Origin of the sequence: Propionicimonas sp., assembly GCF_049840635.1 — a bacterium.
Taxonomy (GTDB): domain Bacteria; phylum Actinomycetota; class Actinomycetes; order Propionibacteriales; family Propionibacteriaceae; genus Propionicimonas.
Map to the genome: position 1 here is coordinate 1,648,810 of NZ_JASGKL010000005.1, position 23,742 is coordinate 1,672,551.

Below are 23,742 nucleotides of genomic sequence, written 5' to 3' on the forward strand. Positions count from 1 at the left end.
ATGCCGGTCCCTCGTGCGAGGGACACCGCGCGCTCGGCTCCGCCCGCTCAGCGCCCGCTGACCACGATCTCGGCGATCCCGCCGCGGTAGTAGTCGTCCCCGATCGAGGGCAGGGAGGTCAGGTAGACCAGCAGGAAGCGGGTCTGGACGGGCTGCCCGGGGACGAGGGTGGTCCTCGACCCCGCGTCCGCCACGCTCGCCATGGAATCCCACCGCTCGACGGTCTTCATGGGGGCCGACTCCACCGGTTCGGACGGCACCTTCAGCGCGACGGCCGTCCCGGTGCCCTCGAGGGTGAGCTCGACCCGGGTCACCGTCCTGGTCTCCCCGAGGTCGAGGACCACGCCGACGCCCGGTTTGCGGGAGCCGAGGGCCGCCGAACGGTACTTCTCGGTGCGCCAGGCGGTCTCCGGGTCGCCGTCGACGGCCAGCTTCGCATTCTTGTTCGACTCGGACGCGTCGCCCCCGTCCGCCTTCGGGTCGAAGGCCGTCGCACTGGCCACGGTGAGGGTGTTCGACGTGGTCGCGGGCGTGGTCGGGGGCTCCCGGACGCTGAGCGCGACCGCGGCCACGATCCCGACGGTCAGCACCAGCGCGAGGGCTCCCAGCAGTACGGGCAGCCTCAGCGAACGGCGTGGCGCGGGCTGCGCCGTGGCCGACGGCTTGGCGTTCGCGGGGGGCGGGACGGGGGTGAACGACTCGCTGCGCTCCATCGCCGCGGCCACGAACGGCTGAGTGGAGTCCTCGCGGTCCTCGCCGTCCCCGGGGGGCGCGGCCGAGGGCAGCGAGGCGGACGTCGCGCTGAACCGCCCCACCGACGCGGGTGTGGGGCGCGGCGGCACCACCTGCGACACCGGTGCGGGCGCGTCGTCCGCGGGTGCGGCGTCCGCGCCGGGTTCCAGCCGCGCGCGGAGGTCCTGCGCTGCCCCCATTGGGCCGAGCACGAGGGACAGCTGGGTGGTCACGTCCTGCGCGGTGCCCAGCCGGGACGCGTGCCCGCGCGGCACCGGCGACAGCAGCCGGTCGACGACGCGGTCGACGGCGGGCGCGACGCCCCCGCGCACCTCGCTGGGCAGGACCCAGCTGCCGTCCGCCACCGGAGCGGCAGCCAGCCCGAACCGGTCCCCGCCCGGCCAGCGGGCGACGAGGCACGCGTACAGGAGCTGGCCCAGTGCCCGCACGTCCGCGGTCTCGCCGTTGGTCGCCGTCGCGGCGGGGCGGCCGGCGTCGTTCACCCCGAACCCGAGCACCTTCACGTTGCCCGACGTCGTGACGAGCACGGTCGCGGGGCTGAGGTGGCGGTGGAAGTGGCCCTGCGCGTGCAGGGCGATCAGCGCGTCGGCGACCTCGCGGACGATCCAGGCCGCTTCCACGCCGGTCAGCGGGCCGCGCCGCAGCACCTTCTCCAGGGTCTGTCCCGCCGCGTATTCGTAGACCAGGTAGGGCCCGACGTCCGGCTCGTCCTCGACCACGTCCAGCACCCGGAGGAAGCGGGCGTCGGTGGCCAGCGCCGCTTCGCGGGACAGGCGCAGGACGTCCGCCGTGCCCGGCTCGTCGGCGTCCAGCAGGTGCACCAGCACCGCCCGCCCGAGGACCAGGTCGTCAGCGCGCCACGTCTGGGTCCGGTTGCTGACCGCGAGCTGTTCGGCCAGGCGGTAGCGCCCGCCGAGCACCCGCGAGCCCTCCCGGGCCGCGGCCTCGGGCGAGCCGGCGATCGGCGGCGCGGGGATGTCGAGCACGTCCGAAGGGGGCGCGGACGGGGCCGCGCCGGGCACGGTGACGACCGACCCGTCCGGCCCGGCAGGGCGGACGATCGACCCGGCTGCGGGCGACCGGCCCCTGTCACCCTCCTCGTCGGCGCGGTCAGCGGCGACCTCCGCCGCGTCCGTCTGGCCGTCGTCGCCGCGGGACCGGCGCAGTTGCTGCAGGAGGGCGGTGGTCTCGGGGATGTGCAGGCGCTTGGCCGCGAAGAAGAACGCCAGCACGGCCACGACGCCGGCCAGGGCCAGCCCGAGGATCCGCAGCAGCAGGCTCGGGTACCGCTCGAACCACCACGAGATCACCCAGGCCAGGGCAGCGGCGGGCACGGTGGCCACCAGCAACCGGCCGAGGTGCGTCAGGGTGGCGCGACCGGGCAGCTCGGGCAGCCGGCGGCGCAGCACCTGGTGGGTTACGGCGACGCCGACGAAGTAGGAGATGCTGTAGGCCAGGGCCAGCCGCGCGGCGACGGTGGACGGGTCGTCCCACGGCAGCGCGAGGGCGAGCGCGGCCACGGCGTTCGCACCGCTGATCCAGATCTGCAGCAGGAACGGCGTGCGGGTGTTGTCCATCGCGAAGAAGGCCCGCAGGTAGAGGTACTGGATCGTGAACGGGACCAGGCCGATCGCGAAGGCCATCAGCGCCCAGGCGATGTAGATGTAGTCCTGTGCGCCGGTGCCGTTGCCGAACGCGAGCCGGGTGATCGGGTCGGCCAGCACGATCAGCCCGATGCTGGCCGGTAGCAGGAACGTCGTGGCCAGCCGCAGCGCCTGGTCGGTCTCCCTCGCGACGCCCGCACGGTCGCCGGCGACCGCGTAGCGGGACGCGCTCGGCAGCATCGCGGTGGCCAGGGAGACGGTGAGCAGCGAGTGCGGCAGGATCCAGATCAGGTAGGCGTTCTGGTACACCGTCCAGCCGGCGCCGCTCGCCGACGTGCTGTCGGACGCGGTCGCGCCCGAGGCGAGGTTGGCCACCAGCATCTGTACGAGGGTGGTCAGGGCGACGTAGCCGACCATCCACTTCGCGACGTGGAAGGTGCGGCCCAGCCCCGTCCCCTTCAGGTCGAAGCGGGGACGGTAGGTGAAGCCGGCCCGCTTGAGGTAGGGCAGCATCACCACGGTCTGGACGACGATGCCGAGCGTGGACCCGAGCGCCAGCAGCCACGCCTGCTGGTCGGTGAAGGGCTGCCCGCTGAGCGCGGTCTGGTTGCCCCAGATCGCCAGGTAGAGCGCGAACACCCCGATCGAGACCACGTTGTTGGCGATCGGCGCCCACATCATCGGACCGAACCGGTCGCGGGCGTTCAGCACCTGGCCGATCAGGAAGAACACGCCGTAGAAGAAGAGCTGCGGCATGCAGATGTAGCTCATCAGCAGCAGCGACCGCCAGTGGTCGGCCATCTCCGGCGCCGTCCAGGCCCGCGCGAACAGGCTCATCACGAACGGCGTCGCCAGCGTGACGACGAGCGTGAGCGCACCGAGGACCATCACGAACCCTGTGATGATCCGGTCCACGAACGCCTTGCCGCCGTCCTCGTCGTGGGTGACCGCGCGGACGATCTGCGGCACCAGGACGTTGTTCAGCGTCCCGCCGGCGAGGAGGAGGTAGAGGGTCGTCGGCACGGTGTTGGCGAAGTTGAACGCCTCCACCTGCCGGGTGCCGTTGCCGAGGACGAAGGCGATCAGCATCGCCCGGATCAGCCCGAGGACGCGCGAGACCATCGTCCCGGACGCCATGATCGCGGTCGCGTTGATCAGCCGGCGGCCGCCGGCGGCGTGGCTGTCGGTGCTCATGCGGGGTTCCCGCAGACTTGTTCGGGGGAGCGCAGCGGAGGAGAAGAAGTCTGTGGGGTGCTCATGGTTCGTCCGCCGGGGTCGGTTCCGTCGGGCTCGGTTCCGCTGGGGCGGCCGTGGCCTCCCTGCGCCGCACCTGCCGGATCCGCCACGCCGTCGCACCGATCAGGACCAGCGCGGAGACGGTCACGATCACCCAGGCGACCACGCCGAGGTCGGTGACCTCGATGATGATCGAGGTGTCGGGCGTGATCCGACGCCCGCTCTCCGTCGCCGCGTACGCGCGGGCGGTCACGACACCGTTGGAGGTGGCCTCCGGCCGGATGTTCACCGTGACGCTCTGGCCCGGCTCGACCGTCACGGGGTCGGAGTCGGGGACGGAGAGGCGTTGCGGGTTGTTGGACGCGACCACGATCCGGAGCGTGATCTCCTCGGTGAGGTTGTTCGTGACCGTGATCGGGAACTGGTTGGCGCGCGAGGACATCACGAACCGGGCGCTGGCGTCGAGGACGACCGCGCGGCCGAGCGCGGGCACCCCGACGAGGTCGTTCATGCCGGCCAGCTGCTCGTCGAAGCCGCGCGAGTCGTCCACCCACGCGGTGGCGATCGCGCGGGAGACCGCGGCGTCCGACTGCTCGGGGAGCGTGGAGCTGCGGGCGAGTTCTGCGTAGGCGGTGAAGTCGCTCTCGAGCCGGCTGATCGCGGCGAACTGCTGGCTGGTCAGGTGCGCGGGCTTCACCGCCTGCAGGTTCGCCGTGCGGTGGGAGGGGTCGGAGTCGAGGAGCTCGCCGAGGTCACGACGGACGGTCCACGAGGGCGAGTCGGCCTCGTCCGCGGCCACCTCCGCCGCCGTGGTGAGCAGCCGCGCCTCCCCGCGCTCGCCGGCGATCACGGTGGCAGCGAGCGCGTACTGGCGGCGCAGGTTCTCGGCCAGGGCGCCGTCGCCGGGGAACGCGGCCGACACCGCCAGCACGGCCGGCTCGTCGCCGTCGCCACCCTGGAGCGCTCCCGCCGTGGTCGTGTTGTCGGCCAGGGCGAGGTCGACGGACGAATCGGTCAGGGACGCGAGCGTGGCCGAGGTCAGCAGGAGCCCGTTGGGGACGGCGACCACGGGCAGGTCGTCGAGGCCGCTGACCGTCGCCGCGGCGCGCTCGGAGCGGCTCACGGCCAGGTCGTCCCCGGCGGCGCGGGCACCCTCGAGGTCGGGGTTGGCGAACAGCGTGCGGGCGCCGGCGTCCCGGTCCAGGGCGTCGAAGCGGTCCAGCCACTCCTCGGCGGCGGACGCCCCGGTTCCCGCGACCGTGCCGTCGCCCTTCTTCACCTGGTACCCGTCCGCCATGTCCCGCACCTCGTCGAGCAGGGCGGGGTCGATCAGCCAGCTCATCCCGGGCTCCGCGGCCGCGTCGAGCAGCGTGGAGAGGCGCCCAACGAGCTCAGAGGCGAGGTCGTCGTTGCGGAACAGGTTGTCGACGAGCTTGGTGGGGGCGGCGGACAGCAGGACGATCGACGTCACCGGCACCTTCGCCTTCGTCGGGATCGCCACGAAGGTGCGCAACTGGCCGACGGTGCGGTACTCGCCGGTGGGCTCGGCGTTCGCGATCACGTCGGCCCCGAACGCGAAGGCCGCTCCCCGGGTGTCGAAGCCCAGCTCGCCGATCGTCGCGCGCAGGGTCACCTGGGCCGTCTGGCCGGGGGTGAAGGCCTCGGCGGAGGTGGTGACCACCACGTAGTGGTCGGCGCTGATCGGCAGCCGGGAGCCGAGGATGGTGTTGCTGCTGGCCTGGCGAAGTGTCGCGAGGCTCTGGATCTCGTCCCGCGAGCGCCACAGGATCACCTGGACGCCGTAGGCGTTCACACTGCCGGTGTTGGTGACCGTGCCCTCAAGGGTGACGGTGTCGTCGGAGCCGTAGCCGGACACGTCCAGCGACGTCATCGTGAAGGACACCAGCGGCTGGTCCGCTGCCCGCGCGTCGGCGGCCGGCAGCCACAGCAGCAGTCCCGCCACGGCCGTGACCCAGGCGAGCACCAGGGCCAGGGCACGGTGCGTTCCCCCGGTGCCGTCGATCACCGTCCCATCGTACGGGGGCGGGGCGGGAGGTCTGTCCGCGCCACCCCCGGGTAGAGTGGTCGGCCGTGCCCGACCTGACCCCAGCCCAGCGCGCCGCCCTGGCGGACGTGCGGGCGCCGGGACCCCGCGTCCGCCTGCTCACGGGGCTGTTCGCCGATGCGGGACACGAGCTGTACCTGGTCGGCGGCTCGGTGCGGGACGCGCTGCTCGGCCGGCTGGGCAACGACCTCGACTACACGAGCTCCGCCCGTCCCGACGAGATCGAGGCGCTGGTCCGCCGCGTGACCAACGCGGTGTGGGACGTGGGCCGCGCGTTCGGGACGATCGCCTGCCGGGTGCGCGAGGACGACGGCACCGAATGGCTGGTCGAGATCACGACGTTCCGCGCCGACACCTATGTCGACCACTCGCGCAAGCCGGAGGTGGTGTTCGGCGACCACCTCGGCGGCGACCTGGTCCGGCGCGACTTCACGGTCAACGCGATGGCGCTGGACGTCGCGTCCGGGGAGCTGCTGGACCCGTTCGGCGGGATGGCCGACCTCGACGCGGGCCTGATCCGGACGCCGGCCGCGCCCGAGCTGTCCTTCTCCGACGACCCGCTGCGGATGATGAGGGCCGCGCGATTCACCTCCCAACTGGGCTTCCGCGCCGTCCCCGAGGTCGTGGACGCCATGCGCGCCGACGCGGAACGGATCACGATCGTGTCGGCGGAGCGGGTCAGGGACGAGCTGGTGAAGCTGCTGCTGACCGACGACCCGCGTCCCGGCCTGAACCTGCTGGTCGACACCGGGCTGGCCGACTTCGTGCTGCCCGAACTGCCGGCGCTGCGGATGGAGCGCGACGAGCACAACCGGCACAAGGACGTCTACGAGCACACCCTGACGGTGCTGGAGCAGGCGATCGAGCTGGAGAGGGCTCGCGGGCACGCGCCGGACCTCGTCAACCGGCTGGCCGCGCTGTTCCACGACATCGGCAAGCCGGGGACGCGCCGGTTCGAGCCGGGCGGCAAGGTGTCGTTCCACCACCACGACGTGGTCGGCGCCAAGCTCACCCGCAAGCGGATGCAGGCGCTGCACTTCTCGGTCGAGGAGACGAAGGCGGTGGCGAAGCTCGTCGAACTGCACCTGCGCTTCCACGGCTACGCGGACGCCGACTGGACGGACTCGGCCGTGCGCCGCTACGTCCGCGACGCCGGAGACCAGCTGGAGCGGCTGCACATCCTGACCCGGTCGGACTGCACCACCCGCAACCAGCGCAAGGCACAGAACCTGCGCAGGGCCTACGAGGAACTGGAGTGGCGGATCGACGAGTTGAGCGCCCAGGAGGAGCTGGACGCGATGCGTCCCGACCTGGACGGGACGCAGATCATGGCGGTGCTCGGGATCGGCCCCGGCCCCGTGGTGGGCGAGGCGTACAAGTTCCTGCTCGAGCGGCGGATCGACGACGGCCCGCTGGGCGCCGAGCGCGCCGAGAGTGAGCTCCGCGAGTGGTGGGCCGCCCGCGATGCCTGAGCCGTCCCCGTCCTGTCCGCCCGCCCCGTCCTCCCTGCCCGACCCGCAGACGCTCCCGAAACTCGCAAACGCTCCCGAAATTTCGGGAGCTTCTGCGAGTTTCGGGAGCGTTTGTGGGCAGGCGAGCGTTCGGGGCCTGGACGGGCTGAGGCCGGCGGGCATCGTGTTCGACTGCGACGGGCTGCTGATGGACACCGAGCCGTGCTGGACGGTGGCCGAGACGGCGGTGTTCGCTGCCCGCGGGTTGCCCTACGGCCTGGCGGAGAAGGCGCGGTTCATCGGGAAGAGCGTCCCCGCGACGGTCGCGCTGATGGCGGAGATCTTCGGCGAGGTGGGCACCGAGGCGGCGATCGAGGCCGAGGTACTGAGCACGATCGAGGACGTGATCGCGCGCGAGGCGCAGCCGATGCCGGGCGCGCTGGAGCTGGTCGCGGCACTGCGGGGGAGGCTGCCGATCGCCGTGGCGAGCAACTCCCCGCGCGCGGTTCTGGACGTGGCGCTGGCCCGTGCCGAGCTCGCGGACGCGTTCGGCGCCGTGGTCGCCGCCGACGAGGTGGCCGTTCCCAAGCCCGGCCCCGACCTGTACCTGGCGGCCTGCGAGCGGCTGGGGGTGGACGCGGCGCGGAGCCTCGCCTTCGAGGACACCACGACCGGAGTGGCGGCCGCTCGCGCGGCCGGGATGGCCGTTGTCGGCGTCCCCTCTCTCGACCCCGCCGGCTTCCCCGCCGACGTGGTCCTGGCCTCGCTGGCCGACCCGGCCGTCCTCGCCTGGGCCCGCTCGCTCTGACCCTGCCGCTCCTGCCGCTCCGAGCGCCGGGGCCCGATCCGGCGCGAAACCGGGGACGGTTCTCGTTCCTCACCACTTGGAATACTTAGCCGAACTAATGAGTTAAGCTAAGTATCATGACATCGATCCAGCACCTCGCGAACGACGTGCGAATGGCCTGCCAGAAGGTGAGCCGCCGCGTCCGGTTCGAGGCCGGCTCGGAGATCCCGCCGCACCAGGTCAGCGTCCTGTTCAAGCTGCAGGACGGGCCGCGGACGCCCGGGGAGCTCGCCGAAGCGGACCAGATCGCGCCCCCGTCCATGACGAAGACCGTGAACTGCCTGGCCGAGAAGGGCCTGGTCACCCGGGACGACAACCCCAGCGACGGGCGCTCCAAGCTCGTGACGCTGACGGACGCGGGACGCGCGGCGATCGACGAGGTCGTACGGGTGCGGGACGACTGGATGGTGCACAAGCTGGAAGGTCTTTCGGAGGCGGAGTTGGAGCTGTTGGGGCGGGCGACCGAACTGTTGAACCGGGTGGTGGCGAAGTGAGCGCCGTGGCGGCAGAGCGCGTGCCGATGTTCTCGTCCTTCGGGATCAGGAACTACCGGCTGTTCTGGACGGGCGGCTTCATCTCCAACATCGGCACCTGGATGGCCCGGATCGCCCAGGACTGGCTGGTGCTGACGATCCTCACCGCGAACTCTGCGATGGCGCTCGGCCTGACCACCGCCCTGCAGTTCCTGCCGGTGGCGCTGCTGGCGCCGTACGCGGGCTCGCTCGCCGACCGGTTCTCCAAGCGCAGGATGCTGATGGTCACCCAGCTCGCGCAGGCGCTGATCGGGCTCACCCTCGCCGGGCTGGTGCTCGGGGGCGTCGTGCAGCTGTGGCACGTGTACCTGCTCGCCACGCTGCTCGGTGTGGCCGCGGCGTTCGACGGGCCGGCGCGGCAGGCGATGGCGCCGGAGATGGTGCCGCAGACCCTGATCCCGAACGCGGTCGGGCTGAACACGACGAGCTTCCACTCCGCCCGCCTGATCGGCCCGGCGGTGGCCGGCCTGGTGATCGCGTGGTGGGGCGTCGGACCCGCGCTCCTGATCAACGGGATCAGCTTCGTCGCCGTCCTGATCGCACTGGCCATGATGCGCGAGGACGAACTCACCCCGTCGCCACGGGCGAAGGCGAAGGGCTCGATCGTGGCGGGGCTGCGTTACGTGAAGTCGCGTCCGGACATCATCCTGCTGATGTTCCTGGTCTTCATGCTGGGGACGTTCGGCCTGAACTTCCAGATCACGAACGCCCTGATGGCGACGTCGGTGTTCAACGTCGGCGCCGAGGACTACGGCGTCCTCAGCTCGATCATGGCGATCGGCTCCCTGGCCGCCGGGCTGATGGCGGCGCGTCGGACGCAGCTGCGGCTGCGGCTGATCATGGGCGCGCTGGCGCTGTTCGCGGTCTCCTGTGCGCTGCTCGCGATTGCGCCGAGCTACCTGTGGTATGCGATCTTCCTCGTCCCGGCCGGCTTCACCTCGCTGACGGTGATGACGGCGGCGAACGCGTCCGTCCAGCTGTCGACGACGCCGGTGATGCGCGGCAGGGTGATGGCTCTCTACCAGGCGATCTTCCTCGGCGGGACGCCCCTGGGCGCCCCGATCATCGGCTGGATCGGTGACGTCTGGGGCCCCCGCTGGACGGTGGCCGTGGGCGGCCTCATGTGCGCCGTCGCGGTCGTGGTGGCGTTCGCGTACATCGTCCGCCGCGCGGGCTGGGACGCGATGCCGTGGCACAACCACCGCGCCGACGCCGTCCTCGTCGAGGACTTCGAGGACGTCCGCTGACGGCCTGCGTGGCGCGATTACCCGCCGGGTCAGTGGGCGGCGAGGAACTCCTCGCGGACCTGCTTGCGGAGCACCTTGCCCAGCATCGAGCGGGGCAGGTCGTCGACGGCGGTGAAGTGGCGCGGCACCTTGTACGCGGCCAGGCGATCGTGGCACCAGGCGCGCAGCGCGTCCTCGTCCAGGCTCGCTCCCGGACGCAGGACCACGACGGCCGCCACCTTCTCGCCGCCGGAGGACGCGGGGACGCCGATCACCGACGCGTCCGCCAGGTCCGGATGCGTGCGCAGCACGTTCTCGACCTCGGACGGGGACACGTTGAAGCCCCCGGTGATGATCAGCTCCTTCACCCGGTCGACGATCGTCGTGAAGCCGTCGGCGTCCACCGTGACCACGTCGCCCGTGCGCAGCCAGCCGTCGGGCAGCAGCGTCCGCTCGGTCTCCTCCGGGTTGTTCCAGTAGCCGCCGAACACCTGCGGGCCCTTGATCAGCAACTCACCGCGCTCACCCTGCGGCACGTCCCGGGTCGGGTCGTCGGGGTCCACGACCCGCGTCCACGTGCTGGGGAACGGGACGCCGATCGTCCCCGTCCTGCGGCTCGGCGCGAACGGGTTGCCCAGGCACACCGGGGACGCCTCGGTCATGCCGTAGCCCTCGACCAGCAGGCCGCCGGACACGCTCTCCCACAGCTCGACCACGGAATCCGGCAGGTTCATCGCCCCCGAGATGCAGTACTTCGCCGAGCGCAACGAGAATGCCCCGCTCCTTCGCCCGACTGGCCGTCTTCTCGTAGATCGGTGGCACTGCGCAGTAGACGGTCGGCGGTGACTTCTTCGCCGCGTCCAGCACCAGGTCGACGTCGAAGCTGGGGAACAGCACGATCCGGGCCTGCTTGAGCACGCCGTAGGTGAGGAACAGCGTCATCCCGAACGCGTGGAACAGCGGCAGGATCGCGTAGAACACCTCCTTGCGGTACTCCGCGCCGTGCATCCACGCCTCGCCCTGGCGGGCGTTGGCAAACAGGTTGTAGTGGCTGAGCATCGCGCCCTTGGGGACGCCGGTCGTCCCGGACGTGTACTGGATCACCGCCAGGTCGTGCACCCCCGGCTTCGGGTGGGACGCGGCCAGGGGCGGCGCGTCGAGCAGCTTCTCCCACGGGATCGTCCCGGGCGCGGGCTGGGTGAGCCGGTCGCGGGTCGCGCGCAGCTTCTTCAGCGGCAGTCCGAGCGCCAGCCGCTTGATCGTCGGGAAGGCCTTGAGCAGGTTCACCGAGACGACCTGCTGCAGCGGGACGTCGTCAGGGAGCGCCTTCAGCTTGGCGACGGCCGCGTCCCAGCAGATCGCGACGCGGGCGGCGTGGTCCTCGAAGATGTGTCGCAACTCGCGCTCGGTGTACAGCGGGTTGTGTTCGACGACGACCGCGCCCAGCCGAAGCACGGCGTAGAACGCGACGACGTGCTGGGGGCAGTTCGGCAGGACGATGGCCACCCTGTCGCCGGCCTTCACCCCGAGCCGGCGCAGACCCTCCGCCGCCCGGGTGATCTGGTCGCCGAGCTGCGCGTAGGTCGTGGTGCGTCCGAAGAACTCGGTGGCGACGCAATCGCCGGCCTCCGCGACTGAGCGTTCATAGAGCGCCACCAGCGACTCGGTCGGCAGTTCGATCTCTGCCGGTACCCCCGGCTGGTAGTGCTTCACCCACGGCGCGTCCATGCCTGTTGACCCTAGCTGCCGCGGCCGCGTCCCGAGGACCGGACGTCGAATCGCCCACCGCCGCCGGCCCGTCCGGACGTCCGCGCGGGCCAGAATGGAGCTGGGCTGCAACGAATCCGGAGGACCGGCACTTGATCAGGGTGTGGGAGCAGCCAGAACCTCGGGAACGGCGGCCGTGATGTCGGCGCAGGCGGAGTTCACCGCCTTCGTCGAGCAGCGCGGCGACCGGTTGCTCGAGATCGCCTGGCTGGTCACCCGGCACCGCGAGGACGCCCGGGATGCCGTGCAGGACGCCCTCGCCGGCCTGTACGGGCGGTGGGCGCAGTTGCCCGCCGGTGACGAGTTCGAGGCGTACGTGTACCGCAGCGTCGTGAACGCGTGTCTCGGCGTGATCCGGCGCCGACCGCGCTCGCTGCCCGTCGCCGAACCCGAGCGGCTGCGTGCGGCGCCGGTGGCCGGCGACCCGACCGGTGCCGTCGATGATGCGGACGCGGTGTGGCGCCTGTGCGGCACGCTCAGCCCGGTCCAGCGGACGGCCGTCGTGCTGCGCTTCTACGGCGACCTCAGCTTCGCCGAGATCGCCGCGGCGCTCGGTTGCCGGGAGGCCACCGCCCGCTCCCACGTCCATCGGGCGACAGCCCTGCTGCGCTCGCGCACGGAAGGACGAGAGTCATGAGCGACATCGAGGAGCGGTTCCGCGCCGGGCTGCGGGAGGCGGTTGCGCGCGAACCCGGGCTGGGTCCCGTCGACGTCGACGACGTCCTGGCGCGGGCCGAGGCCGGTGCGCCGCACCCGGTCCGACGGCGGGCCCACCGGTGGCTCGGTGCCGCCGCTGCCCTGGCCCTGGTGGCCGGGGTCGGCGCCGCCGTGTGGCTGGGTCGGACGCCGGACGCCCTGCCCGCAGTGCCGGCCGGCGCGCCCTCCGGCTCGGCCACACCCCCGGCGTCGTCGTCCGCAGTGACGTCGGCTCCCGGGACGCCCGTGACGGCCGTGGACCAACTCACCGGGCGCCGCTGGTACGCGCTCGAGCTCGGCGGGCAGGCCGTGACCGCCGAGGGGGTGGACGTTCCCAGCCTGAAGTTCTTCGCCGAAGGCGGTCTGGTCGAGGGCAACGACTCGTGCAACAACGGCAGTGGCCGCTACAGCCTCGACGGCACCCGGCTGGCGATCACGAACTGGGCGTCCAGCGGCCAGGCCTGCGACGACACCGCCCTCCCTCAGCGCTTCCTCGACGCCCTCTTCGCGACGGTCGGCGCGCAGCGGGCGGGCACCGAACTGGAGTTGCTGTCCGCGTCCGGACAGGTGGTCGCGCGGTTCGGGCCACGGGTCGGAGACGCCGTGGAGGTGCGCGTGCGGAACGCGTCCGGCATCGACTTCACCTCCGTCGACGTGCAGTTCCCCGACGGAATGAGGGTGGAGTACGGCCCGCTCGCTGCAGGGGCCTCCTCCGACTACGCGGACGCAGGGGAGCCGGTCTACCGCTACGCCTCCGTGAAGGTCACCGCCGCAGGGGGCCCACCGGCCGACGGGCGTACGTTCGTCCTCCAGCCCACCGACTACGTCGGCGAGGAGGCGTTGGGTCCTGGTGAGTACACCTACGTCCTCACGATTCAGGGCGACCAGCTGGAACTCACCTTCGAGTAGGCGTGCGGCGGCCCATCACCGCAGGCGGGCACTACCATGAGCCGGCGGAAGGGAGCCGGCATGGGCGAGCGCTGCGGGTGGTGCGGGACGGATCCGCTCTACGTCGCCTACCACGACGACGAGTGGGGCGTGCCCGAACGCGACTCCCGGGCGTTGTACGAGAAGCTCATCCTCGACGGGTTCCAGGCCGGGCTGAGCTGGTACACGATCCTGCGCAAGCGCGAGAGCTTCCGGGCCGCGTTCGCGGGCTTCGACCCCGACGTGGTCGCCCACTGGGGCGAGCCGGACGTCGTCCGGCTGCTCGGGGACGCGGGCATCGTCCGTCACCGCGGCAAGATCGAGGCCGCGATCACCAACGCGCAGGCGTGGCAGCGGATCGAGGCCGACCACCCCGGCGGCTTCAGTGCGTTCATCTGGGACGCGGTGGACGGCAGCCCCGTCCAGCGGAACCCGGCTGACCTGTCGGGGGTGCCGGCGACCGATCCGCGCACCGACGCGCTGGCGAAGCAGCTGAAGAAGGCGGGCTTCCGGTTCTGCGGACCGACCATCGTCTACGCCTTCGCGCAGGCTGTCGGGCTGTTCAACGACCACGTCCTCGGGTGCCCCGCACAGGCCCGGTGCGCGGCTCTGGCATGAGAGTCACCCCACGGACAGCAGCCAAAGGACTGCCGGGCTGGCTGAACCCGGTCTGGCTGGTGCTCGGCGCGATCGTGTCCGTCCAGTTCGGCGCCGCGTTCGCCAAGTCACTGTTCACGCTGACCGCCCCGACCGCTGTGGCCTGGCTGCGGATGGCGGCCGCCGCGCTCATCTTCTGGGTGTTCGCGCGACCCCGGCTTCGGGGGCGCACCTGGCCGGAGTGGCGCGTGGTGATCGGCTACGGCATCGCGCTCGCCACGATGAACTGGTCGATCTACCTGTCGTTCTCCCGGATCCCGATCGGGCTGGCGGTGACGATCGAGTTCCTCGGGCCGCTGGCGGTCGCGTTGGTGGGCTCGCGGCGCGCGCGGGACCTGGTCTGGGTCGCGCTGGCCGCGATCGGCGTGGTGCTGCTCGGGGTGTTCCCCGCCACCGTGGACTGGATCGGGATCGGCTTCGCGCTGCTGGCCGGCGCGGCCTGGGCGGCCTACATCGTGCTGTCAGGTCCGACCGGAGCCGCGTGGGAGGGGGTCACCGGGGTGAGCGTCGGCAGCCTCGTCGGCGCGCTGATGTTCCTCGTCCCCGGTCTCCTCACCGGCGGGACGAGCCTGTGGCAGCCGCGGGTCGCACTGCTCGCCGTGCTGGTCGGTGTGCTCAGTTCGGTGATCCCGTACGGCCTGGAGATGGTCGCGCGGCGCAGCATCCCTGCCTCGGTGTTCGGCATCCTGATGAGCCTCGAGCCGGCCGCCGCGGCGCTGGCTGCCCTGCTGATCCTCGGCGAGCGGCTCAGTTGGGTCGAGGTCGTCGCAATGGCGTGCGTGATCGTGGCGTCCGTCGGCTCCACGCGGACGCTGGCGAAGGCTCCCGCCGTCAACGAGTAGGCGACCCTGCCGGTCGACCCGGTTCGCCGGCCGCCGCGCGCACCCGTCCGACGCGATCCTGCCGATCCTTTCGTCCCAGCGTGCGCAGCCGTCACCCCTCGGCGGTCTGATGGCCAAATCGCGTCATCGTCCCCGGCCTCGACCGGACGTGTGTGCCCCTCGGATCGTCCTCGCAGCTGCGGACGGGCCCGTTACTCGCCGTCACGCCGCGGCCAGGACGTGACGCGATCCTGCCGCTCGGTCCTCCAGCTGTGACATCAGGGACGTGTGGGACCGGCAACGCGGCAGGATCGCGTCAGCCGCGCTCGCCACGACGATCGCGCGATTTTCGGCACCGAATCACGGGCACGCTGGCTGTCACTCGAGCCACCTGCGGCTTTCGGCACCGAAAGAAGGACCCTGACTGGACGCCAGTGGTGCCGAAAGCCGCAAGAAGGCCTTGGGGGATCGGCGACGAGTCCGGATCCGTGCCGAAAGTCGCGGATGGGGGCCCAGCCGGCTGCCCGATCTACTGCGCGACCACGCCCAGGTTCGGGGCGGGGCTGCGGACGCCGGCCCTGCCGAGGGCCTGCAGCGACCGCTCGAGCAGCGAGCGCTGGACGCCCCAGTGCTGGTTCGGCGCGGTCTTCGCGGTCATCCGGATCGTCATCGCTGTCGCCGTGACCGCGTTCACGCCCGCCACCGTCGGCTTCTCCAGCAGGACGTCGGCGTAGGCCTCGTCCGCCTCCATCTCCTCCGCCACCGTCTCGAGGATCGCGATCACCCTGCCGGGGTCCTCGTCGTAGGCGACCGGGACGTCGACGATCGCCGTCGACCAGCCCTGGCTCTGGTTCCCGACCCGCAGGATCTCCCCGTTGCGCACGTACCAGACGGTGCCCGTGCCGTCCCGAAGGCGGGTCACCCGCAGGCCGACCTCCTCGACGGTGCCCTTCACCTCGCCGGTATCGATCAGGTCGCCCACCCCGTACTGGTCCTCCAGGATCATGAACGAGCCGGACAGGAAGTCCTTGACCAGGCTCTGCGCCCCGAACGCGAGGGCGATGCCGCCCACGCCGGCGGACGTCAGCAGGGGTGCCAGTGGAACGTCGAGGACGGCGAGGATCGTGAGCACCGCGATGATGCCGATGGTCACCGTGATCACGCTCGAGATCAGCGAGCCCATCGTCGCTGTCCGCTGCTCGTAGCGCTCCTGGTTCGCGCCGGTGGCAGCCGCGAGGATCTGGTCGGCTCGCGAACTGGTGCCCTTCCTGCGCCGTTCGGCGCGGTCGAGGGCGCGCTTGGTGAGCGTCTTGACCAGCCGCACCAGGAGGAACCGGCTCACGATCGCGACAGCGACCACGATGCCGATCACGATCAGGTCGCCCGTCAACGCGTCGAAGTCCATGACCCCATTCTGGCGGATTGGCCGCCCGGAATAGTCTGCGGGTTCAACGGGTTACCACAGATATTTGAATACGCAATCATCTGGAGCACACCATGCAGATCGGCCTCTTCAGCGTCGGCGACGTCACCACCGACCCGACCACCGGACGCACCCCGTCCGAGCACGAGCGGATCCGCGCCGCCGTCACGATCGCGAAGAAGGCCGAGGAGATCGGCCTGGACGTGTTCGCGACCGGCGAGCACCACAACCCGCCGTTCCACCCGTCCTCGCCGACCACCCTGCTGGGCTACATCGCCGCGCAGACCGACCGGATCATCCTGTCCACCGCCACCACGCTGATCACCACCAACGACCCAGTGAAGATCGCGGAGGACTACTCGGTGCTCCAGCACCTGGCCGACGGCCGCATCGACCTGATGATGGGACGCGGCAACACCGGCCCCGTCTACCCGTGGTTCGGCAAGGACATCCGCGACGGCATCGGCCTGGCGATCGAGAACTATGCGCTGCTGCGCAAGCTGTGGCGCGAGGAGGTCGTGAACTGGGAGGGCAAGTTCCGGACGCCGCTGCAGGGCTTCACCCTCGCGCCGCGCCCGCTCGACGACGTGCCCCCGTTCGTGTGGCACGGCTCGATCCGCAGCCCCGAGATCGCCGAGCAGGCTGCGTACTACGGCGACGGCTTCTTCCACAACAACATCTTCTGGAACATGGCCCACACCAAGCGCATGGTGAACCTCTACCGCCGCCGCTTCGAGTTCCACGGCCACGGCCCCGCCGACACCGCCATCGTGGGCCTCGGCGGCCAGTTCTTCATGCGCCGGAACAGCCAGGACGCGATCAACGAGTTCCGCCCGTTCTTCGACGTGGCACCGGTCTACGGCTACGGGCCGAGCCTGGAGGAGTTCATGGCCGAGACCCCGCTGACGGTCGGGTCGCCGCAGCAGGTGCTCGAGCGGACGCTGTCCTTCACCCGCGAGGTCGGCCACTACCAGCGCCAGCTGTTCCTGATCGACCACGCCGGCCTGCCGCTGAAGACCGTCCTGGAGCAGCTGGACCTGCTCGGCGAGATCCTGCCCGACCTGCGCGCCGGCTACGCCGAGGGCCGTCCCGCGCACATCCCGGACGCGCCCACGCACGCCAGCCTCGTCGCCGAGAGGGACGCCGCCGCGGCCGCGCAACGCGGCGTCGAGGTGGGCGCCGCGTCGTCTGCGACCGCCAGGGCCGTCGATGACGTCACCGGCCGCTCGCCGTACCCGGAGTCCGCCGACGCCGAGGCCACGCGATGACCAGCATCGTCGTGATCACGGCCGGCACGAGCATCCCCTCGTCCAGCCGGCTCCTTGGCGAGCGGCTGGGGGAGGCGGGCGTGGCCGCGCTCGCCGCGTCCGGCTCGTTGGGCGAGGTGACGCACATCGAACTGCGGACGCTCGCGACCGACCTCGCCCACCACCTGGCCACGCGCGTGCCGAGCGCCCGGCTGCGGGAGGCGTTCGACGCGGTCTGCGGCGCCGATGGCGTGATCGCGGTGACGCCGGTGTTCAACGGTTCGTACTCGGGCCTGTTCAAGCTGTTCTTCGACGCGCTCGACGAGGGTGTGATGAAGGGACGCCCCGTGCTGCTGGCCGCGACCGGGGGGTCGGCGCGGCACTCGCTGGTGATCGACCACGCGATGCTGCCGCTGTTCTTCTACCTTAAGGCCGTCGTGGCGCCGAACCCGGTGTTCGCGGCCACGAAGGACTGGGGGACGGAGGGCGGCAAGCTCGAGCGCCGGATCACCAAGGCCGCCCAGGAGTTCGCGCGGATCGTGCTGGCGGGGACGCCGGCCAAGAGCGACGACGACTTCGAGGTGACGGACTTCCGGGAGTTGCTGGGCGGCTGAGCTCGGTCCACCGTGTCGTTGGCGGGTAAGGAGAACCGTCCCCGAAAACGCGCAAACGCGCGGCCTTGGCTACTTCTTGACGCCCTTCAGGGAGCCCTTCACGCCACCGGTCGGGGAGCCGGCGCTGCAGACGATGCGGTGGTCGGCGACCTTCGTCCAGATGTCCTCGCCGGCGAGGAAGTAGGCGATCTCGTACTTCGACGCGCCGACGTCGAGGCCGACGAAGCTCTTGAAGCCGGCCAGGCACACCGAGGTGTACAGCTTCTGCTCCTCCTCGGCGGTCGGGGCCTTCTTCGAGTCGACCTGCTTGACCGCGTACACCTCGTAGTAGTGCTTGGCCGCACAGTCGATGATCTCGACCGACTGCGCAGCCACGTCCTGCGGGCCGGTGCACTGCCCCTTGACGGGGAAGACCAGGGTGTCGCCCTTGGCCGAGGCGGTCAGCTCGTTGTCCTCCGAACCGGCCAGGCACGTGATCACCCGGTTCTCCGGCGCCGCCCACGCGTTCTCGTCCCCGGTGAGGTAGGCGGACGTGAAGCGGCTGTACGCGGGCTCGACGCCGACGTACGCCTCGAAGCTGGCCGCACACGCGGTGTCGGCCTGGGCGGTGAGGGCGTCCGCGCCCGGGTAGGTGTCGCCGGCCACGTCCACGACCGCGTGCACCTCCCAGTGGTGGCCGCTCGTGCACGCGACGGTGGGGACGTCCGAGATCTGCGCGCCGCTGAGGTCGAGTTCCCCCGTGCAGTCGCCCACCTCCAGGTGGGAGATCGCGGACGCCGAGGGCGTGGCGGCGGACGGTGAAGACCCGGCGGGGCTCGTCGCGTCGACCGACGCGGTGCAGCCGGCCAGCAGGAGCGCGCCCAGCAGGGCGTGGACCACGCCCACGCGGCTCCCGCGTCGCTGCATCGGACTCCCCCGCGCCGGTCGCCGGTCCCTCCGGCGTTCCTGCCATGGTAACGGGCGCCGCCGAGCCTGCCCGTCCACCCCCTACGCTTGGCTGCGATGAAGCGTGACCTGCTCTTCCCGCCCGGTGCGACCCGGCACGACTGGGTGCTGGACGCTGCCCTCGCGGCCGGCCTCGGCCTGCTGACGGTCTCGCCCTACGGGGTGGTGACCCTCAACAGTGGCCCGACCCCGACCCAGCTCATGCACGCGGTGGTGCCGTTGGCGAGTGCCCTGATCATGATCGGGTCGCTGGTGCTGCGGCGCCACTCGCCGTTCCTGGCCCTGGCGGGGGTGACGTTCGCCGGTCTCGTGCAGCTGGTGGTCAGCGACCAGCCGATGGCCACACTGGTCGCCGTCCCCGTGGTCGCCTACACCGTCGCGCGCTGGATCCCCGGCCAGCCCGCCCGGATCGTGCTGGTCGTCGGGGCGATCGGCTCGCTGCTGGGACCGATCCGCTGGATCATCGACGACCCGTCCAACCCGAGCCTGCGCCAGATCATCTGGCTGGCACTGGCGTGGTTCGTCTGCACGGGCCTGGTGATCACCCCCTACGCGATCGGACGCCGCGTCCGCGAGTCGAGCGAGGCGCACCAGGACCGGGTCGCGGTGGCAGAGGAGCGCTACCGGACGATGCTGCTCGAGCGCGACCAGGAGACCAGGCTGGCCGAGTCGAGGGCGCGGACGCAGATCGCCCGCGAGCTGCACGACATCGTCGCCCACTCGCTGTCGGTGATGATCGTGCAGGCCGAGGGCGGCAAGGCGATGGCGGCGAAGAAGCCGGAGGCAGCGACCCAGGCGCTGACCACGATCGCCGAGACCGGACGCGAGGCGCTCAGCGAGATGCGCCGCATCCTCGGCGTCCTGCGCGAGGGTCCCGAGCCCGGCCGGCAGGCCGACTTCGCGCCCGCGCCGCGGCTGACCGACATCCCCGACCTCGTCGCCCGCACCAGCGACCGCGTCCAGCTGGCCATCCACGGCCAGCCGCCGAAGGTGACTCCCGCGCTGGAGCTGACCGTGTACCGGGTCGTGCAGGAGGCGCTGACGAACTTCCTCAAGCACGCGGGTCCGCAGGCGACGGCGATGGTGACGATCACGTACGGGATGCGGGAGATCGCGATCGACGTGCTGGACAATGGGCTGGCGAGCCCGTCCGTGGTGCCGCAGAACCCGGGCCACGGCCTGCGTGGGATGCACGAGCGGGTCGCGTCCATGGGGGGACGGCTGCTGACCAGGGCTCGTCCGAGCGGCGGGTTCCAGGTGACGGCCGTGCTGCCGATCCGGCCGGCGGCCGGCGGGCAGGGAGAGGAAGTGCGATGAGCCCGATCCGGGTGTTCCTGGCGGACGACCAGGAGCTGGTGCGCAGCGGTTTCCGGATGCTGATCGAGGCCGAGGAGGACCTCCAGGTCGTCGGCGAGGCGGCGGACGGCGCGCAGACGGTGGCCGGCGTGCTGTCGGTCGCCACCGACGTCGTGCTGATGGACATCCGGATGCCGGTGATGGACGGGGTCGAGGCCACCCGGCGGATCGTCGCGTCCGGCGTGCCGACCCGCGTGCTCGTCCTGACCACCTTCGACCTCGACGAGTACGTGTTCAGCGCGCTGAAGGCGGGCGCGAGCGGCTTCATGCTGAAGGACGCGCGTCCCGACGACCTGCTGAACGCGATCCGGACGGTGGCCGCCGGCGAGGCCGTGATGGCCCCCTCCGCGACCCGGCGGCTGCTCGACCACGTCGTCCCCACGCTCCCGACCAGCCCCGAGGGGGTCGACCCCCGGCTGGCCGTGCTCACCGACCGCGAGCAGGAGGTGCTGGTCGAGATCGCCGCCGGCGCCACCAACGCCGAGATCGCCCGCACGCTGTACATGGCCGAGGGGACGGTGAAGACCCACATCACCAGACTGCTGGCCAAGCTGCAGATCAGGGACAGGGTGGGGCTGGTGCTGTTCGCCTACGAGACGGGCCTCGTCCGACGCGCCTGATCGGCGTGGGACGCGGGGCTGGTCGTGGGTACGAGGGCTCCGTTAGGGTCGATCGCTCAGGAGGGATAGCCATGACCACACCCGAGAACCCCGAGGACACCAACCGGGGCGCTGACCACCAGGGCACGGAAGGGACGCAGTCGTCGAACCCGCCGCCGCAGGGCTATCCCGGGCAGTCGTTCGGGCAGCCCGCCGAGGGGTACCAGGGCGACAACCAGCAGCCCGCTGCGTACCCGACCCAGGGTGCCCAGCCGGCGCCGCCCTACCCCGGGCCGTCCGCAGCAGGGCAGTACCCGCAGGGCCAGGCGCCGCAGGGTCAGGTGCCACAGGGCGCGTACGGTCAGGTGCCCCCGGCGCAGGGCGCCTACGGTCAGGCGGGCCAAGTGCCGCAGGGCCAACCGTCCGGTCAGCAGTATCCCGGTCAGCCGGTCCAGGGCGGCTACCCGGGGGCGGGCCAACCCGGCCAGCCCTACGCGGGGCAGCCGTACCCCGGCCAGCCGTATCCGGGCCAGCCGGTGCCCGGACCCGCGCCGGCGAAGCCGTCCAAGGCCCGGACCTGGATCGTGCTGGGCATCGTGGCCGTCGTCGTGATCGGTGCGGTCATCGCCGGCCTGCTGTCCTTCAACGTGAGTGCCACGAAGGTGGGCGACTGCCTCGCCCAGGACGGCACCGACAGCGTGAAGTCGGTCCAGTGCGACTCGGCGGACGCCGACTACCAGGTGGTGGGGGTCATTCCGGACACCAACCAGCCCATCCGCGGCCTGTCGAACCCGTGCGAGGACTTCAGCGACGCGACCAGCTACTACTGGGAGGGACGCGAGGGCAGCAGCGGCACCCTGCTCTGCCTGAAGGAGCTCTGACCCGCCCGTCCGCCGCAGGTCGGGTGGCACGACGGGGACGGTTCCTGTCGTGCCGCGGTAGCGCGTCCAGCCCGTGTCCGGCACGGGCGTCCCACAGGATCGTGGGGCAGGGTGAGGGCGGGAAGGGAGGTCGTCGTGGCCGATGCCGTCGATGCGCGCCCCGAGCCGTCACGCCGGATCGTCCCGATCACCGCGGGGCTGCTCGCCGCGCTGGCCGTCCAGAACGCCGTGCCTCCGTTCGCCACGGACATGTACAGCCCGGCGTTTCCCGACGTGGCGACCGACCTCGGCGCGTCGGCCGCACTGGTCGGGCTGACCCTCACCACGTTCTTCCTCGGCTTCGGCGCCGGCCAGCTGGTCGGCGGGCCACTCTCCGACCAGCGCGGACGCCGCGTCCCCATGCTGGTCGGAGGAGTGATCTGCACCCTCGGGGGCATCGCCTGCGCGCTCGCCCCCTCGGTCGGGGTGCTGATCGCGGCGCGACTGCTCCAGGGGATCGGCGGCGGTGTCGCGTCGGTGTCCGGACGCGCGGTGCTGATCGATGTCGCCAAGGGCGACACGCTCGCGCGATGGATGTCGGTGATGGTCGCGATCGGCGGGCTCGCCCCGATGCTGGCGCCGGTGCTCGGCGCGGGCGTGCTGCTGGTCGGCACCTGGCGGACGGTGTTCTGGGTGCTCGCGGGGTTCGGGGTGGTGATGGTGCTCACCGCGTCCCTGTTCGTTCCCGAGACGCTGCCGCCGGAGGCCCGGCACGCGGGTGGGCTTCGCCACTCGGTGGCGGGGATCGGCGAGGTGCTGCGGATCCGCTCGTTCCTCGGCTTCATGCTCACCGCGGCGCTCGGCACGTTCTCGATGCTCGGCTACATCGCGGGCTCGTCGTTCGTCCTGCAGGAGATCAAGGGCCTGAGCGCCATGCAGTACGCGCTGTTCTTCAGCGGGAACGCGCTGCTGAACATCCTGTTGTCACTGGTCAACGCCCGGATCGTCGGCCGGTTCCGGCCGGAGAACCTGATGCTGGGCGGCATGGTCTCCTCGGCCACCGGCGTGCTGGTGCTGGGCATCGGGGTCTTCTTCTTCGGCACCCCGCTGGTGACCACGCTGGTGGGCTTCGTCCTGCTGGTCGGGTCGCAGGCGTTCATCATGGGCAACGCCGGCGCGCTGGCGGTATCGCGGACGCTGCACCTGGCCGGGGCGGCATCCGCCGTCCAGGGGGTCGCGAACTCGGTCGCGATGGCGATCGGCGCGCCGCTGGCCAGCTCCGGAGGCGGCACGACGGCGGTGCCGATGGTGCTGATGATGGCCTTCGGCGTGGTCGCGTCCTTCTCGTGCTACTTCGGGCTGGCGCGCCCCGCGCTGCGTCCGGGAACCGTGTCGCAGGGCTGACCCGGCGCGGCGGACGGTCGCGGCTACCCTTGCCGGATGGACGAGCAGCGCAGGCCCCGGAGGCCGAGCTTCCAGGACCCGGCCGCGCTCGAGGCGCTGGGCCAGCCGTCCGACCCGATCGCCGAGTTGCACGCCGCGCACGAGACCGCGGCCGTGCTGCTCCGGACCGGACGCGCTGCCGAGGACCCGGCGGTGACGGCGCGGCTGGTCGCGCTGTCGGACGAGATCGGGCTCGACACCCTCGCCGACCTGTGGGCGTCCCGTCCGGCGCGGACGCTGCCCGGCGTGCTGTGGAGGCTGTACCTGCTGCGCGAATGGGTCTCGACCGACCCGCACGGCGCCGCGCGCGAGTATGCGGCGGGGATCCGGTTCACCGAGCCCAACCACGCGGTCGCCGGCGTCGAGCCGCCGGGGCCGGACGAGGTGCGCAGGGTGGCGGACGAGATCCTGCGCGGCGCGTTCTCCGGCGACTTCGCTGTCGCGCTGGAGCGGGCCGCGGCGTTCTGCCACGTTGTCGCGTCCGGCCGGGCCGACGTCACGGTGGGCACCCGCGCGGTCTTCCAGGCGCTCCGCCTGCAGGACATGGCCGGCGACCTGACCTCGTCCGCCGCCCTCTGGCGAGCGGGGAAGCTGAAGTAGGACCGCGGTCCGCGCTGCTCGCCCGTCGCCGCCAGCCGAGGATCTCCGGCTCCGACCCCGTCATCCCGGGCT

At 71.7% G+C, this 23,742-nt stretch carries 20 protein-coding genes and 1 pseudogene; 15 read left to right on the forward strand and 6 right to left on the reverse strand.

Annotated features, from left to right (window positions below; all coding sequences use genetic code 11):
• Nucleotides 1-47 precede the first annotated feature (47 nt).
• Nucleotides 48-3,551, reverse strand: coding sequence for a murein biosynthesis integral membrane protein MurJ (murJ, locus tag QM779_RS13325; RefSeq protein WP_428535995.1), 3,504 nt, complete (start codon nt 3,549-3,551; stop codon nt 48-50).
• 61 nt (nt 3,552-3,612) lie between these two features.
• Entirely contained in the window at nt 3,613-5,619 is a 2,007-nt protein-coding gene (locus QM779_RS13330; protein ID WP_428535997.1) for a hypothetical protein, read from the reverse strand.
• A gap of 65 nt (nt 5,620-5,684) precedes the next feature.
• Between QM779_RS13330 and QM779_RS13335 the strand changes: the two genes are divergently transcribed.
• The 4 genes from QM779_RS13335 (at nt 5,685) to QM779_RS13350 (ending at nt 9,736) form a co-directional block, all read left to right on the forward strand.
• Complete coding sequence (locus QM779_RS13335; RefSeq protein WP_428535999.1) at nt 5,685-7,130, forward strand: CCA tRNA nucleotidyltransferase; 1,446 nt, start codon at nt 5,685-5,687, stop codon at nt 7,128-7,130.
• A 163-nt stretch (nt 7,131-7,293) separates the two neighbouring features.
• Complete coding sequence (locus QM779_RS13340; RefSeq protein ID WP_428536001.1) at nt 7,294-7,917, forward strand: HAD family hydrolase; 624 nt, start codon at nt 7,294-7,296, stop codon at nt 7,915-7,917.
• A gap of 116 nt (nt 7,918-8,033) precedes the next feature.
• On the forward strand, nt 8,034-8,450 hold the full coding sequence (locus QM779_RS13345) for a MarR family winged helix-turn-helix transcriptional regulator (RefSeq protein ID WP_428536003.1): 417 nt from the start codon (nt 8,034-8,036) through the stop codon (nt 8,448-8,450).
• Nucleotides 8,447-9,736: an MFS transporter gene (locus tag QM779_RS13350; protein WP_428536005.1), complete on the forward strand. Its 1,290-nt coding sequence runs from the start codon at nt 8,447-8,449 to the stop codon at nt 9,734-9,736. The genes QM779_RS13345 and QM779_RS13350 overlap by 4 nt, the downstream gene beginning before the upstream one ends.
• Before the next feature lie 29 nt (nt 9,737-9,765).
• Here QM779_RS13350 and QM779_RS13355 read toward each other — a convergent pair whose 3' ends face one another.
• A complete protein-coding gene (locus QM779_RS13355) occupies nt 9,766-10,449 on the reverse strand; it encodes an AMP-binding protein (protein WP_428536007.1) in 684 nt (227 codons plus the stop codon).
• Nucleotides 10,450-10,558: 109 nt separating this feature from the next.
• Nucleotides 10,559-11,443, reverse strand: a pseudogene (locus tag QM779_RS13360) (AMP-binding protein); the annotation flags it as partial.
• A 142-nt stretch (nt 11,444-11,585) separates the two neighbouring features.
• Between QM779_RS13360 and QM779_RS13365 the strand changes: the two are divergent.
• The 4 genes from QM779_RS13365 to QM779_RS13380 are packed head-to-tail and all read left to right on the forward strand — an operon-like array spanning nt 11,586 to nt 14,604.
• Nucleotides 11,586-12,119: an RNA polymerase sigma factor gene (locus QM779_RS13365; protein ID WP_428536009.1), complete on the forward strand. Its 534-nt coding sequence runs from the start codon at nt 11,586-11,588 to the stop codon at nt 12,117-12,119.
• Nucleotides 12,116-13,087, forward strand: coding sequence for an META domain-containing protein (locus QM779_RS13370; protein ID WP_428536011.1), 972 nt, complete (start codon nt 12,116-12,118; stop codon nt 13,085-13,087). The genes QM779_RS13365 and QM779_RS13370 overlap by 4 nt, the downstream gene beginning before the upstream one ends.
• Before the next feature lie 60 nt (nt 13,088-13,147).
• Nucleotides 13,148-13,723 (forward strand): DNA-3-methyladenine glycosylase I, encoded by a 576-nt coding sequence (locus tag QM779_RS13375; RefSeq protein WP_428536013.1) that lies wholly within the window; start codon nt 13,148-13,150, stop codon nt 13,721-13,723.
• A complete protein-coding gene (locus QM779_RS13380; protein ID WP_428536015.1) occupies nt 13,720-14,604 on the forward strand; it encodes an EamA family transporter in 885 nt (294 codons plus the stop codon). The genes QM779_RS13375 and QM779_RS13380 overlap by 4 nt, the downstream gene beginning before the upstream one ends.
• Before the next feature lie 508 nt (nt 14,605-15,112).
• On the opposite strand, the gene QM779_RS13385 is transcribed toward QM779_RS13380, so the two are convergent.
• The gene (locus QM779_RS13385; protein WP_428536017.1) at nt 15,113-15,988 is read right to left on the reverse strand and encodes a mechanosensitive ion channel family protein; all 876 of its coding nucleotides are present in this window, start codon (nt 15,986-15,988) and stop codon (nt 15,113-15,115) included.
• 92 nt (nt 15,989-16,080) lie between these two features.
• On the opposite strand from QM779_RS13385, the gene QM779_RS13390 reads away from it, so the two are divergent.
• Nucleotides 16,081-17,274 (forward strand): LLM class flavin-dependent oxidoreductase, encoded by a 1,194-nt coding sequence (locus tag QM779_RS13390; protein ID WP_428536019.1) that lies wholly within the window; start codon nt 16,081-16,083, stop codon nt 17,272-17,274.
• Nucleotides 17,271-17,867, forward strand: coding sequence for a CE1759 family FMN reductase (locus QM779_RS13395; protein ID WP_428536021.1), 597 nt, complete (start codon nt 17,271-17,273; stop codon nt 17,865-17,867). The genes QM779_RS13390 and QM779_RS13395 overlap by 4 nt, the downstream gene beginning before the upstream one ends.
• Nucleotides 17,868-17,936: 69 nt before the next feature.
• On the opposite strand, the gene QM779_RS13400 is transcribed toward QM779_RS13395, so the two are convergent.
• Nucleotides 17,937-18,773 (reverse strand): septum formation family protein, encoded by an 837-nt coding sequence (locus tag QM779_RS13400; protein WP_428536023.1) that lies wholly within the window; start codon nt 18,771-18,773, stop codon nt 17,937-17,939.
• Between the two features lie 96 nt (nt 18,774-18,869).
• Here QM779_RS13400 and QM779_RS13405 point away from each other — a divergent pair, with 96 nt between their 5' ends.
• The 5 genes from QM779_RS13405 (at nt 18,870) to QM779_RS13425 (ending at nt 23,670) form a co-directional block, all read left to right on the forward strand.
• On the forward strand, nt 18,870-20,129 hold the full coding sequence (locus QM779_RS13405; protein ID WP_428536025.1) for a sensor histidine kinase: 1,260 nt from the start codon (nt 18,870-18,872) through the stop codon (nt 20,127-20,129).
• Nucleotides 20,126-20,788: a response regulator gene (locus QM779_RS13410; RefSeq protein WP_428536027.1), complete on the forward strand. Its 663-nt coding sequence runs from the start codon at nt 20,126-20,128 to the stop codon at nt 20,786-20,788. The genes QM779_RS13405 and QM779_RS13410 overlap by 4 nt, the downstream gene beginning before the upstream one ends.
• Before the next feature lie 71 nt (nt 20,789-20,859).
• Nucleotides 20,860-21,648 carry an LppU/SCO3897 family protein gene (locus QM779_RS13415; RefSeq protein ID WP_428536029.1) on the forward strand — a complete coding sequence of 263 codons (789 nt, stop codon included), beginning with the start codon at nt 20,860-20,862 and terminating at the stop codon, nt 21,646-21,648.
• A 135-nt stretch (nt 21,649-21,783) separates the two neighbouring features.
• Entirely contained in the window at nt 21,784-23,031 is a 1,248-nt protein-coding gene (locus tag QM779_RS13420; protein ID WP_428536031.1) for a multidrug effflux MFS transporter, read from the forward strand.
• A gap of 36 nt (nt 23,032-23,067) precedes the next feature.
• Complete coding sequence (locus tag QM779_RS13425) at nt 23,068-23,670, forward strand: hypothetical protein (protein WP_428536033.1); 603 nt, start codon at nt 23,068-23,070, stop codon at nt 23,668-23,670.
• Nucleotides 23,671-23,742: the final 72 nt, after the last annotated feature.